Genomic DNA, 14,545 nt, shown 5'->3' with positions numbered 1-14,545 from the left:
TTTAATATGATAGCTTGATTTGTTAAGCCATTATTAACAATGGCGCAAAACTGTGACCGCGGCAATCTGGCTGACAACAGCGCGCTTAACTTCCGGGTATGATGCCTCCAACAGTGGCAGAAGAGCGCATCCAACAATACTTCCATCCCATTTGGCGACGTAAACAAATGTTTTTATTTGAACCAGGTTCTCTATTGCCTCAACCTGATTACATTCGGTAGGGTATAGTGCAGATTGGTACGCATCTAATTGAGAATCAATGCAATAAATTCAGAAATAAACAGATCCGTTTAGCATATTTCAATATTTATAGTATGCCCTTTGGGTTCGAGACTCTATCTTAGTCAGGAAATGTAAAGTATTTGTATCAAAATACCAGAAGGATAAATATTCACTATAGTTTTAAAAGTCAGGCTGCAAAGTAATAAATATAATTTTTACTCCTTAGCCATGACCTGTTGATGCCAGACGAATTAGCTATCAGCGTGAGACGCAACATTTATTTTATTTGTGTAGATGATGGAAAGTGCCAAACAGATTAGAAATGGATGAAATACAATGAGAGAAAGAAAAATTGGCCTGGCACTGGGCGCTGGGGCTGCAAAGGGATGGGCACATATCGGTGTCATTAACACGCTAACAAAAATGGGTATAAAGATTGATGTTGTCGCCGGGTGTTCAGTGGGATCATTGGTTGGCGCTGCCTATGCAAGTGATCACTTGGAAGTGATGGAGCGCTGGGTAAGATCGTTTAAATACTGGGATGTTATCCGACTAATGGATGTTTCGTGGCGGCGGGGTGGATTGTTGCGTGGCGAACGCGTATTTAATGCCGTCAACGAGATAATCGAAGTAACAGACATTGCTGAATGTGTATTACCCTTTGGTGCTGTGGTGACAAATTTAACAACCGGGCGAGAGCTATGGTTTACAGAAGGGGATATTAAGCAAGCGATTAGGGCATCATGCAGTATGCCTGGGTTATTCTCACCGGTTTTGTTCGGGGGCTATTGGCTGGTTGATGGGGCAGTTGTTAATCCGGTTCCTGTTTCTTTAGCCAGAGCAATGGGAGCTGACATTGTTATTGCTGTTGATTTGCAACATGATGCGCACCTTATTCGGCAAGATATATTTTCTTCCCAAGCACCTCTTGAGGCTAAGTTTACGGATATTCCTGATAGCTGGCAGCAGCGTTTGAAGGCGCGGATAACAGATATATCATCCAGCCCCACCAAGAGTACGCCTAGCGCGATGGAAATTATGTCAACCTCGATACAAGTGCTAGAAAACCGTTTAAAACGCAATCGTATGGCCGGTGATCCTCCTGATGTCCTCATTCAGCCTTATTGCCCACAAATATCAATGTTGGATTTTCATCGTGCAGACGAAGCAATCGCGGCGGGACAATTGGCAGCGGAGAAGTGCGCGGAACAATTATGTCACCTAACGCAACACCGATAGCGTCAGTAGGTGTTTGTAAAACAGTACATAACAATTTCTGACAAGCACAAACAATCATTTTGAGCCACTATTACGGTTAAGGTTAGTAAGAGAAGCAGTGCATGGAAAAACCATTAGCAGGTAAAAGTATTTTAGTCGTCGAGGATGAAACCGTTTTTCGTTCAGTTATTGCGGGATTCTTAGGATCACTCGGCGCCACAGTTCACCAAGCGGGAAATGGGTCGGAGGCTTTAGACCAACTAAAAATTCAGGTTCCTGACCTGATACTTTGCGATCTGGCTATGCCGGTGATGGGCGGGATAGAGTTTGTCGAGCGCTTACTCATTCAAGGGATGAGTGTTCCGGTTTTAGTCATTTCAGCTACCGATAAAATGACGGATATTGCTAAGGTCTTACGTCTGGGGGTAAAAGACGTATTGTTGAAGCCGATTGTTGATTTAAACCGCTTGCGTGAAGCGGTGCTCGCGTGCCTTTACCCCGCATTGTTTACCTCTCATGCCATTGAAGAAAATGAACTTATTCAGGACTGGGAGGCACTGCGTCAGAACCCTTATGATGCTGCTCAGTTATTAAAACAACTACAACCCCCAGCACAGCAGACCATTGCTCATTGCCGCATAAATTATCGGCAATTAACCATGGTTGAGAAACCCGGCCTCGTCCTGGATATTGCGGCATTGTCAGATAAAGATTTAGCTTTTTACTGTCTTGACGTAACGCGAGCGGGAGATAACGGTGTTTTGGCAGCGTTATTGTTAAGAGTGTTATTTAACGGGATCCTGCAAGAGCATTTGGCACATCAGCAACATCGTTTGCCACAGATGTCATCATTACTCGAACAGGTTAATCAACTCTTAAGACGCACTCACTTGGATGGACAGTTCCCTCTACTTGTGGGTTATTACCATGTGGAACTCCAGAATTTAATACTGGTTTCCGCTGGTTTACATGCCAATGTCAATGCAGGTAAAAATCAGATTCAACTCAGCAATGGTGTGCCTTTAGGTACATTAAAAACAACTCATCTAAATCAAATTAGCCAGCGCTGTAATGCATGGCAGTGCCAGATTTGGGGAGGAGGCAGTCGTTTACGATTGATGCTTTCCACAGATGAGGGGATGCAAGTTTGAGTTGATGACTGAATAAACTGTCTAATAAATTAACTTCTTGCCACATTTGCCATCTGCAATATCTATCCTAATATAAACAGTTCTATAACGAATCTGTGAAATAAGCCTAATTTGTTTCAATCGATGTGTATTGCCGAGATGAGAGAATTATCGGTTGATATACTTTCGTCCTAAATTATTTCTAGAATTTTTCATCTGCTTTATTGTTTGCAGGCAATAAGGTGCGTCGCCTCAGGCTAAATTAAGGTTAGTTCCTGATAATGGTCAGCAGTACGCCCTTATTGAATTTTAACACGAGGACTGATCGAATGAAGGTTACGGTTTTTGGTATTGGTTATGTAGGGCTAGTCCAAGCAGCAGTGTTGGCGGAAGTTGGCCATGATGTCATGTGTATAGATATCGATGAGAACAAAGTTGCAGACCTACAAAAAGGCCGTATTGCTATTTTCGAACCGGGGTTAGCTCCGCTGGTAAAAGAGAATTATGAGGCGGGCCGCCTCCAATTTTCTACCGATGCGCAAGTGGGCGTAGCCCACGGCACTATTCAATTTATCGCAGTGGGCACTCCGCCCGATGAAGATGGCGCCGCAGATCTAAAATATGTTCTAGAAGTCGCCAGTACCATTGCTAAATATATGGATACGCCGAAAGTCATTATTGATAAATCTACCGTGCCTGTAGGGACGGCGGATAAAGTACAGCAAAGGATACAGGCTGTTCTACAACAACGTGGCAAGCAAATAGCATTCAATGTGGTTTCAAATCCAGAGTTTTTAAAAGAAGGCGCGGCAGTTGCTGACTGTAAACGGCCTGAACGTATCGTTATTGGTATTGATAACGATGATAACGGTGTTATCGATTTAATTAGCGAGCTTTACGAGCCATTTAATCGAAATCATGACCGGATGCTCATTATGGATATTCGTAGCGCAGAACTGACGAAATATGCAGCGAATGGCATGCTAGCAACAAAAATCAGCTTTATGAATGAGATTGCTAATATTGCTGAACGTCTTGGTGCAGATATCGAAAAAGTACGGCAGGGTATTGGTTCCGATTCGCGCATTGGTTACCATTTTATTTATTCTGGTTGTGGCTACGGTGGTTCTTGCTTCCCCAAAGACATTCAGGCGTTAATTCGTACAGCAGAAAGTTGTGGCTATCAACCTCAACTGTTACAAGCTGTTGAGCAAATCAATAATGAGCAGAAGTTTAAGTTAGTCGAATTTATTCGCCATCATTTTGATTCTCACCTCGCAGGGAAAACATTAGCTCTTTGGGGGTTGGCATTTAAACCCAATACCGATGATATGCGAGAAGCCCCAAGTCGTATTTTAATGGAGGCACTGTGGGAAGCAGGGGTGATTATTCAAGCCTATGATCCAGAGGCTATGGATGAGGCACAGCGAATTTATGGCGCGAGAGATGATTTGAAATTAATGGGGACAAAGGAGGCGGCATTACAAGGTGCGGATGCTTTGATTATTTGCACTGAATGGCAGAGTTTTAGGGCACCAGATTTTGATATGGTCAAGTCGTGTCTCAAACACCCCGTTATTTTTGATGGGCGTAATTTGTACGATCCAGAACGACTCAATAGCCGTGGCTTTACGTATTACGGAATTGGCCGTGGCGCTTCGATTAATCGCGCGCAATAAGTGATAAAGATAGTTTTATGTGTTGGCTATGAAATTAAATTAATTTTTGTTTGTAGCTAACACTAAATCACCCAAGATTCAGTCACAGTGCTTTTCCGCTAACGTTCTCTTATATCACTAAAAGGCGGTTCCGATCGGATTGTTATATCGATTATTGTATTGTTATAAATTAGCAGAGTATTCTTATCGACTTACATGAAGTGATAACAGAACGTTATTTATTGAAAATGATATGTTTAGAGTGACTGTTGTTTATCGAGAGGGTTTTTAGAGGTTGAGTCGGGTAATTCTTCGATATGTAGTACAAAAGCTAACACTTAAAGACAAGGCAAAAAAATACCCCCCGTATAATAGGAGGGTATTTTTATCACAATACTAAATTAGCTATTACGATTACAGCAGGAAATCATCCAGTGATTTACCCTGTTCTTCAATGGCTTTCTTGATTACTGCTGGAGTGCGGCCTTGGCCTGTCCAGGTTTTAACATCGCCATTTTCGTCTGTATACTGATATTTAGCAGGACGCGCAGCACGTTTTGATTTACCAGTAGCGGCTTTAGCAGCTGCCATAGTATTCAACAGTTCATTCGGATCAATACCGTCTGCAATAAGCATTTCACGGTATTGCTGTAATTTACGTGTGCGTTCTTCAATTTCTGCTTGTGCCTGGGAGTCTTCTTCGCGGCGTTCGTTAACGACCACTTCGAGTTTCTCAAGCATTTCTTCTAATGTTTCAAGAGTGCATTCACGAGCTTGTGCACGCAGAGTACGGATGTTGTTAAGAATCTTTAACGCTTCGCTCATTGTCCTGGTCTCAAATTATAATTGGTGGGGGGGCGTCAGGATAATAATAGAGTGCTATTTTAATTTCTGCAATAGCCAATTTGATTAGCATACTCGAATTTACGTATTTTATTAGCGAAAAGTTGCTGCTTGCTTCTAATAAACGATGAGCTCTTGTTATTATTTGAGCTGTTTTTAACGTAAATCTTCGTTTCACTCCCTAAATGATCCTACTCGCTAACATGATTCTCTCACTAAGTTATAAGTTTGCTTTATATCAATAAAGCAAAAATACGTTACTTCTCATGTTGGGATGCACAATAACTGATCATACAAGCACCTCATGATATTGATATAGCTGCAACGAAATATTGAGTAAGAAAAAATGCTTGCTACCGAGTCTTTATCAGCTTGTGACAATATTTGTTATCACTATTGTACCAATTAATCATGAAAACACATTAACCGTATCATTAATGGACCAATCGTGCGGCCTACATATCAATCGCCGTTGCTTTCATATCGCGCTAGCCTGGTTAATGTTCGAGCAGAATACTTTTACGTTATCAATATTGTGAAATGGGTCATAAAACTCACCTAATAATAAAGAGGTATTTCATGTGATAGCTCGGCCAACATCATTAGCGTTATCATTACTTAATATAGAAAACAGTAATATACAGGGCGTAGCCTGCCCCACGGAAAACCTGAATTTATGATAAACTGCGTATACGTTGTCAATATGACCATTTATTATACTATTGGAGTTAGGGGCCCATGGCTCAACTTTATTTTTATTACTCAGCAATGAATGCAGGTAAATCTACCGCGCTCTTACAGTCATCTTATAACTACCAAGAGCGGGGCATGCGTACTTTGGTGTTTACTGCCGAGATTGATAATCGCTTTGGGGTTGGAACTGTGAGTTCGCGTATTGGCCTGTCGTCACAAGCCCTGCTTTACAATAGTGGAACATCATTATTATCTATTATCTCTGCTGAGCATCAGGAGAAACCAGTTCATTGCATTTTACTTGATGAGTGCCAATTTTTGACCAAAGAGCAGGTTCAGGAATTGTGCCAAGTGGTAGATGAATTGCATATCCCTGTTTTATGTTACGGCCTGCGTACTGATTTCCTCGGTGAGTTATTCCCCGGCAGTAAATACTTATTGTCGTGGGCTGATAAATTGGTCGAGCTGAAGACAATTTGTCATTGTGGACGTAAAGCTAATATGGTGTTGCGTCTGGATGCGCAGGGCCGAGCTGTGCATGATGGCGAACAAGTTGTCATTGGTGGGAATGAAAGCTACGTTTCTGTTTGCCGACGCCATTATAAAGAAGCCATTAAGGCTGCTTGCCTCCAGCAACTTCCTTAGCGCGTTGTTATCCGCAGGAGAACGCCTCACTGGCTCCTTTATTTATGCTGTGGGGTTGTTTGTCTTGGACGGTATTAACGTCATACAGTCCTATTCATTGCGTTTATGCGCATCATAAATATCTTCCGACGTTATATTTCTGACTGAGTTCCCAAACGGGCTATCCCTGGCGGTGCTTTATTTAAATCAATGAGCAGATGCCACTTGGGCTCTTCATTCTATCCGTTATTCACGCTCAGATATTATTGCGTAAATCGCAATGAGAGCAGTATGGCGAGTTTATCGAGTGAGGAGGGTGTGACTGGCGACGGGCAGCTATATAAAAAAGAAACCCCCAACAGTTGTCGGGGGTTATATCTTGCAGTTATTAACCTCACTATACACAAGGTTACACATTAAGATAGAGATTACTTCTTAGCTTTTTTCTCAGCTTTTGGGGCTGGAGCGGCTACTGCAACTTCTTCACGGTCAAGCTCTTCGCTAAATTCGCGGCCGTAGTAAGTATCCATCAGAATCTGTTTCAGTTCAGAGATCAGTGGGTAGCGCGGGTTAGCACCAGTACACTGGTCATCGAATGCATCTTCAGACAGTTTATCGACTTTAGCCAGGAAGTCTGCTTCTTGAACGCCAGCTTCACGGATTGACGCTGGGATGCCCAATTCTGCTTTGATTTCATCTAACCAAGTCAGCAGTTTCTGGATTTTCTGTGCAGTACGGTCGCCCGGAGCACTCAGACCCAGATGGTCTGCAATTTCAGCATAACGGCGACGCGCTTGTGGGCGGTCATACTGGCTGAAAGCAGTCTGCTTGGTTGGGTTGTCATTTGCGTTATAGCGAATAACGTTAGAAATCAACATGGCGTTTGCCAGGCCGTGTGGGATGTGGAACTCAGAACCCAATTTATGGGCCATTGAGTGACAGACACCCAAGAAGGCATTCGCAAAAGCGATACCGGCAATCGTCGCGGCGTTGTGAACGCGTTCACGTGCAACCGGATTTTTTGCCCCTTCGTTATAGCTGGCTGGTAGGAATTCTTTCAGCAGTTTCAGCGCTTGCAGAGCTTGACCGTCAGAGTATTCATTCGCCAGAACAGAAACATACGCTTCCAGAGCATGGGTAACAGCATCCAGGCCACCAAAGGCGCACAGAGACTTAGGCATATTCATAACCAGGTTGGCATCAACGATTGCCATATCTGGAGTCAATGCATAGTCAGCCAATGGATATTTCTGGCCTGTCGCATCGTCGGTAACGACTGCGAATGGTGTCACTTCTGAACCGGTACCTGATGTGGTGGTGACGGCGATCATTTTCGCTTTCACGCCCATTTTCGGGAACTTGTAAATACGTTTACGGATATCCATAAAGCGCAATGCCAGTTCTTCGAAATGGGTTTCAGGGTGTTCGTACATAACCCACATGATTTTCGCAGCATCCATCGGTGAACCACCGCCCAGCGCGATAATCACGTCTGGTTTGAAGGAGTTCATCTGCTCTGCACCTTTACGTACGATGCTCAGGGTAGGGTCCGCTTCAACTTCGAAGAAGACTTCTGTTTCGATACCGTGAGATTTCAGTACGCTGGTGATTTGATCTGCATAACCGTTGTTGAACAGGTAGCGGTCAGTCACGATGAAGGCACGTTTTGCACCGTCAGTTGCCACTTCTTCCAACGCGATAGGCAGAGAGCCACGGCGGAAGTAAATAGATTTCGGGAGTTTATGCCACAACATGTTTTCTGCTCGCTTAGCCACAGTTTTCTTGTTGATCAAGTGTTTCGGACCGACGTTTTCAGAGATGGAGTTACCACCCCAAGAACCGCAACCCAGCGTCAGAGATGGCGCTACTTTGAAGTTATACAGGTCACCGATACCACCATGAGAGGCAGGAGTGTTGATTAAGATTCGGGCGGTTTTCATTTTATCGCCGAAATACTTAACGCGCGCAGGCTGATTATCTTGGTCAGTATACAAGCAAGATGTATGCCCGATACCGCCCATTTCCACCAGTTTCTCTGCTTTTTCAACAGCGTCTTCAAAGCTCTTCGCACGATACATCGCCAGAGTAGGAGACAGTTTTTCGTGAGCGAATGGCTCTGATTCATCAACAACTTTAACTTCGCCGATAAGAATCTTGGTATTAGAAGGAACTTTGATGCCGGCCATTTCAGCAATTTTAGTTGCTGGCTGACCCACGATAGCCGCATTCAGGCCACCATTTTTCAGGATGATATCCTGAACAGCTTTCAGTTCTTTGCCTTGTAACAGGTAACCGCCGTGGGATGCGAAACGCTCGCGAACAGCATCATAAACTGAGTCAACAACAATGATAGACTGTTCAGACGCGCAGATTACACCGTTATCGAAAGTTTTGGACATCAGGATAGAGGCGACAACACGTTTGATATCAGCTGTTTCATCAACAACAACAGGTGTGTTACCCGCGCCAACGCCGATAGCAGGTTTACCAGAACTGTAAGCCGCTTTAACCATGCCTGGGCCACCGGTCGCCAGAATCAGGTTAATGTCAGGGTGATGCATCAGTTGATTAGACAACTCAACAGTCGGGGCATCAATCCAACCAATAATATCTGCTGGCGCACCTGCTGCGATAGCGGCTTGAAGCACGATATCTGCGGCTTTATTGGTTGCGTCTTTAGCACGTGGATGTGGAGAGAACACGATACCGTTACGGGTCTTCAAGCTAATCAATGCTTTGAAGATAGCGGTAGAGGTTGGGTTAGTCGTTGGCACGATACCGCAAATCAAACCGATAGGTTCTGCGATAGTAATAGTACCAAAGGTTTTATCTTCTTCCAGAATGCCACAAGTCTTTTCATCTTTGTAAGCATTGTAAATGTATTCAGAAGCAAAGTGGTTTTTAATCACTTTATCTTCCACAATACCCATACCTGATTCTTCTACAGCCAGTTTGGCCAGAGGAATACGGGCATCTGCTGCAGCCAGAGCTGCGGCGCGGAAGATTTTATCAACCTGCTCTTGAGTGAAGTTGGCATACTCGCGCTGGGCTTTCTTGACGCGTGCTACTAGCTCGTTAAGTTCAGCGACATTCGTTACAGCCATAATGCTCTCCTGATAATGTTAAACTCTTTTAGTAAATGAGCTGTTGAAGCAACTAGTATAGACAGGCTCTAGCATGCTGTAGTCTCAAATAGAGATAGTTTTTATACCTTACTTTCTCATTTCTTACCGCTGATTTACTGAAAGAGCTTTCGATCCCTTAGGAATAAATTGGGGGAGAAAGTCCTAATTTCAACTCTCATCCTCTATTTCCTAATAGAGTTATTCTTTACCACGACACTGAGCTTAACTATTCTTAGGTATATTTTTCGTGATTTATATCACAAAATCGTCAAGCTGACACCATTCAGCAATTATTACTTGAGAGTAATTATCATTAACGCGAATAAAGTGATAATTCATGACGTTAAATCATCATTAACACCACAGATTATTAACAATAATCATTATTCTACGCGGTGAGAATTTACTAATCATAAATGCTGGTTTATTCCATGGATTCCTGTGACTAATTCTATTACATTAGCGCGCACATCTGCCCAGGAGCCTCCCTAAGGGGGATTTTTAGTGGAAAGAACTGTAGTGGGTCATTTGACTATCAAGATCAGCCACGGCATGCGGTGATATCATTATTTGCATTGCAAATTTTCTGATTTTTGGCCGTAAGATGTGTTGTCTCGGGCATTAGGTATAATGACCCGATATCTGTGATGTATTTATCAGCAATTTCGCGGAGTGATGTGTGAGTCAATCACTGTTGGACCTTTCAGGTTACATCAAGTTTTTTGTTGGCTTATTTGCGCTGGTTAACCCGGTGGGTATTTTGCCGGTATTTATTAGTATGACCAGTTATCAGGCGGCGGCAGGGCGGAATAAAACCAACCTGACAGCTAACCTGTCGGTGGCAATTATTTTATGGATTTCTCTGTTCCTCGGGGATGCCATCCTGAAAATATTTGGTATTTCTATTGATTCATTCCGTATTGCTGGTGGGATCTTGGTCGTCAGTATCGCCATGTCGATGATCAGTGGCAAATTGGGTGAAGATAAGCAGAACAAGCAGGAAAAAACAGAAACTGCGGTACGCGAAAGTATTGGCGTCGTCCCATTGGCATTGCCATTGATGGCGGGGCCGGGGGCAATCAGTTCAACCATTGTCTGGAGTTCCCGTTACCACAGTTGGCAGAACCTGCTGGGGTTAACTGTCGCGATTGCTCTTTTTGCATTTTGTTGTTGGTTATTGTTCCGGGCGGCACCGCTATTGGTTCGATTACTCGGTCAAACCGGTATTAACGTTATTACACGTATTATGGGTTTATTGCTGATGGCATTGGGTATTGAATTTATTGTGACCGGCATCAAGGCTATTTTCCCAGGCTTACTTTAATACAGCAAGGTAAGACAACTCATCATAGTTCGACATTCATCATTGTAGAGAGGCCACCCGTTTATTACAGGTGGCCTTTTTCTTATCTTTAGCATGATATTTAAGTTTCTAAGCGTTATTTTGGTGCAAATAATGCTTGAACTTTAATCTATTGCACTCAAATGCTGCATTAATAGTGACTTCGAATAAATAATTTGGCTTAAGGCTTATTTGTTTATCTTTAATAAATGGTCTGATTACTTTCAGCTTAAATTAAATACGCGATTTGTTGTTAAAATGCTCACATCATTCTGTAGGGCTTGTGCTGAATTTATCTAGATGTTATTAGTGATTACACTGCGATGTGTAGGTGTTTATTCTGGCAACCGTAAAAATGTTAACTTTATGTTTCTTATTGCTGTTTTTAAACATATTTTTTGATGTGAAGCTAAAATGAGAAGTTAACATATCCAATAAATTCATAATGTTATCTCTTTTTGTGGTAAATGACTTTGCCAGTTACTGGTATGAATGACTCATTGGAAAAGAGAATTGCTTAACATTTCTGTAAAAATTATTGGCGTCAGATTTCCGGTTCTGTTAGTTTTCGAACAACTCAGTAATGAGAGATTTCTCGTTTTTTCAATGAAAATGAATCGTAATTTTTATTTTGGAATAATTATTGCTAGCCGTTGTTGGCGGTAGATTGATGCAGAACCTTGAGAAAAACATCACAAATCTCGTAAAAGGGCGGTTAGAAATGCACATAAAGTTTAAGCAACGGCCACTGGCAATAATTTGCACTTTTCTGGGTTTGTCACTTTCAGTTGGAACAATGGCGGCAGCCGTTCCTTCAAGATTAGCCGTAAAGTATGAAGTCGGGTCATCAGGTATTTAAGAAAATAAACAGAGTATTAGGGATGTATAACACAGTACGAAATTTCGTCAGATGCTAATACATATAGGGTATTACATGGCCGGATTCGTTCCCCGCGCAATGTAATGTACAAATACCTTTTAAAGGTGAAGCTTGCTCAGTCACTGGGCGAAGCAATAATAAAAACTGGAGTGGATATAAGCATGACCAACATCACGAAAAAAAGTCTCCTGGCCGCAGGTATTGTGGCTGCCTTGGGTATGACGGCTGTAGGAAATACTTTTGCAGCTAACGTACCTGCTGGCGTACAACTGGCTGAAAAACAAATTTTAGTTCGTAATAATGGTTCTGAGCCTCAGTCATTAGACCCACATAAAATTGAAGGCGTGCCTGAATCAAATATTTCTCGCGATTTATTAGAAGGGTTGGTTATTAACGATCCTAACGGCAAGATCCTGCCGGGAGTGGCAGAAAGCTGGGATAATAAAGATTTTAAAGTTTGGACTTTCCATCTGCGTAAAGACGCTAAATGGTCAAATGGTGACCCTGTAACGGCCCAGGATTTTGTTTATAGTTGGCAACGTTTGGCTGATCCTAAAACAGTTTCGCCTTATGCAAGCTATGTGCAATATGCGCATATTGCTAATATTGACGATATTATAACCGCTAAAAAAACACCCGATACTTTAGGCGTGAAAGCACTGGATGACCATACTCTGGAAGTCACGCTGAGTGAGCCCGTTCCTTATTTGGATAAATTGCTGGCACATCCTTCTATGTCTCCGGTGAATAAAACTGTCATTGAGAAGTTTGGTGATAAGTGGACTCAGCCACAAAACTTTGTCGGTAACGGTGCCTATAAGTTGAAAGACTGGATCGTTAACGAACGTATTGTATTAGAACGCAGCCCAACTTATTGGGATAATGCCAAGACCGTCATTAATCAGGTCACTTATCTGCCAATTTCTTCTGAAGTGACGGATGTTAACCGCTATCGCAGCGGTGAAATCGATATGACATATAACAACATGCCGATTGAGTTATTCCAGAAACTGAAGAAAGATATCCCGCAAGAAGTTCATGTTGACCCGTATCTGTGTACTTATTACTACGAGATTAATAACCAAAAAGCACCATTTACCGATGCTCGAGTTCGTGAAGCCCTGAAGTTGGGTATGGATCGCGATATCATTGTGAACAAAGTGAAAAACCAAGGCGATTTACCGGCTTATGGTTTCACCCCGCCATACACCAGCGGTGCTGAATTGACACCACCAGAGTGGTTCAGTTGGACACAAGAAAAACGTAATGAAGTGGCTAAAAAGTTGCTGGCTGAAGCCGGTTACACCAAAGATAAACCACTGACATTCAATCTGTTATACAACACATCTGACCTGCATAAGAAACTGGCTATTGCGGCGGCTTCCATCTGGAAGAAAAACCTGGGTGTTGAAGTGAAGTTGGAAAACCAAGAATGGAAAACCTTCCTTGATACCCGTCATCAAGGGACTTTCGATGTCGCCCGCGCGGGCTGGTGTGCTGACTATAACGAGCCGTCTTCCTTCCTGAATATGATGTTATCTGACAGCAGCAACAACACCGTGCATTATAAGAGCCCGGCGTTTGATAAGCTGATACAAGATACGCTGAAAGTTAAAACCGAGAAAGAGCGTGCTGGTTTGTACCAACAAGCTGAAGTCCTGTTAGACAAAGACTCTGCTATTGTGCCGTTGTTCTATTACGTGAATGCTCGTTTAGTGAAACCTTATGTCGGCGGTTATACCGGCAAAGATCCACTGGATAATATGCACGTTAAAGATCTTTATATTATCAAGCACTAATATAATAGGGGCAGCCGCTAAATTGGTGGGCTGCCCTTATTGCTTTGAAATATAAAGTCGCAGTAAGAGGCTAAAGGTACAGGCAATGTTAAAATTTATTCTACGCCGCTGTCTGGAAGCGATTCCGACACTTTTCATATTAATAACTATTTCATTCTTTATGATGCGTCTCGCCCCGGGCAGCCCATTTACCGGCGAACGCAATCTTCCACCCGAAGTGATGGCGAATATTGAGGCAAAATATCACCTCAATGACCCAGTTTATAAGCAGTATTTCAATTATTTGGGTCAACTGGCGCAGGGTGATCTTGGGCCTTCATTCAAATATAAAGATTACACCGTCAATGAGTTAGTTTCAGCCTCGTTTCCTGTTTCGGCAAAACTGGGCCTCGCTGCATTTCTGCTCGCTGTGGTATTAGGGGTTAGTGCTGGTGTTATTGCGGCGCTAAATCAAAATACTAAGTGGGATTATACAGTTATGGGGTTTGCTATGACTGGGGTAGTTATCCCTAGCTTTGTGGTCGCCCCTCTATTAGTGCTGGTTTTTGCCATTATATTAAAATGGTTACCCGGTGGCGGTTGGAACGGGGGAGCGCCGAAATATATTATTTTGCCTATGGTGGCACTGTCATTGGCCTATATCGCCAGTATCGCGCGTATTACCCGCGGTTCAATGATAGAAGTTCTCCATTCTAACTTTATTAGAACTGCACGGGCTAAAGGTTTGCCATTGCGTACTATTGTATTACGCCATGCTTTAAAACCTGCATTATTACCCGTTCTCTCCTATATGGGGCCTGCATTTGTGGGCATTATCACCGGCTCAATGGTTATTGAAACTATCTTTGGTTTGCCGGGTATTGGCCAGTTGTTCGTCAACGGAGCGTTAAATCGCGATTACTCTTTGGTCCTGAGTTTGACCATTTTGGTCGGCGCATTAACCATTTTATTCAATGCGATTGTTGACGTGCTGTATGCCGTTATCGATCCGAAAATCCGTTACTAGCACTG

Annotated in this window: 9 protein-coding genes; 7 read left to right on the top strand and 2 right to left on the bottom strand. The window is 42.9% G+C overall.

Annotated features, from left to right (window positions below; genetic code table 11):
* The first annotated feature begins 558 nt into the window (after nucleotides 1-558).
* The 3 genes from rssA (at nucleotide 559) to F0T03_RS11275 (ending at nucleotide 4,249) form a co-directional block, all read left to right on the top strand.
* A complete protein-coding gene (gene rssA, locus F0T03_RS11285; RefSeq protein WP_159678397.1) occupies nucleotides 559-1,461 on the top strand; it encodes a patatin-like phospholipase RssA in 903 nt (300 codons plus the stop codon).
* 101 nt (nucleotides 1,462-1,562) lie between these two features.
* Nucleotides 1,563-2,591 (top strand): two-component system response regulator RssB, encoded by a 1,029-nt coding sequence (rssB, locus tag F0T03_RS11280; RefSeq protein ID WP_145555598.1) that lies wholly within the window; start codon nucleotides 1,563-1,565, stop codon nucleotides 2,589-2,591.
* Between the two features lie 308 nt (nucleotides 2,592-2,899).
* Nucleotides 2,900-4,249 carry a UDP-glucose dehydrogenase family protein gene (locus F0T03_RS11275; RefSeq protein WP_159678395.1) on the top strand — a complete coding sequence of 450 codons (1,350 nt, stop codon included), beginning with the start codon at nucleotides 2,900-2,902 and terminating at the stop codon, nucleotides 4,247-4,249.
* A 393-nt stretch (nucleotides 4,250-4,642) separates the two neighbouring features.
* On the opposite strand, the gene hns is transcribed toward F0T03_RS11275, so the two are convergent.
* Nucleotides 4,643-5,053, bottom strand: a complete 411-nt coding sequence (gene hns / locus F0T03_RS11270) for a histone-like nucleoid-structuring protein H-NS (RefSeq protein WP_004708400.1) — start codon at nucleotides 5,051-5,053, stop codon at nucleotides 4,643-4,645.
* Nucleotides 5,054-5,809: 756 nt separating this feature from the next.
* Between hns and F0T03_RS11265 the strand changes: the two genes are divergently transcribed.
* A complete protein-coding gene (locus F0T03_RS11265) occupies nucleotides 5,810-6,409 on the top strand; it encodes a thymidine kinase (RefSeq protein WP_145554645.1) in 600 nt (199 codons plus the stop codon).
* Between the two features lie 407 nt (nucleotides 6,410-6,816).
* On the opposite strand, the gene adhE is transcribed toward F0T03_RS11265, so the two are convergent.
* Nucleotides 6,817-9,492: a bifunctional acetaldehyde-CoA/alcohol dehydrogenase gene (gene adhE / locus F0T03_RS11260; RefSeq protein ID WP_004875196.1), complete on the bottom strand. Its 2,676-nt coding sequence runs from the start codon at nucleotides 9,490-9,492 to the stop codon at nucleotides 6,817-6,819.
* Nucleotides 9,493-10,192: 700 nt separating this feature from the next.
* Here adhE and F0T03_RS11255 point away from each other — a divergent pair.
* The 3 genes from F0T03_RS11255 to oppB all read left to right on the top strand — a co-directional run bounded on the left by F0T03_RS11255 (nucleotide 10,193) and on the right by oppB (nucleotide 14,540).
* Nucleotides 10,193-10,837: a YchE family NAAT transporter gene (locus tag F0T03_RS11255; RefSeq protein ID WP_050075548.1), complete on the top strand. Its 645-nt coding sequence runs from the start codon at nucleotides 10,193-10,195 to the stop codon at nucleotides 10,835-10,837.
* Between the two features lie 1,059 nt (nucleotides 10,838-11,896).
* On the top strand, nucleotides 11,897-13,534 hold the full coding sequence (oppA, locus tag F0T03_RS11250; RefSeq protein ID WP_159678393.1) for an oligopeptide ABC transporter substrate-binding protein OppA: 1,638 nt from the start codon (nucleotides 11,897-11,899) through the stop codon (nucleotides 13,532-13,534).
* 85 nt (nucleotides 13,535-13,619) lie between these two features.
* Nucleotides 13,620-14,540 carry an oligopeptide ABC transporter permease OppB gene (gene oppB / locus F0T03_RS11245; protein WP_145556358.1) on the top strand — a complete coding sequence of 307 codons (921 nt, stop codon included), beginning with the start codon at nucleotides 13,620-13,622 and terminating at the stop codon, nucleotides 14,538-14,540.
* Nucleotides 14,541-14,545 lie beyond the last annotated feature (5 nt).

Source organism: Yersinia canariae, from assembly GCF_009831415.1.
Taxonomy (GTDB): Bacteria; Pseudomonadota; Gammaproteobacteria; order Enterobacterales; family Enterobacteriaceae; genus Yersinia; species Yersinia canariae.
Note: the sequence above shows the minus strand (reverse complement) of the source record. Positions and strands in the feature narration are given on the sequence as shown.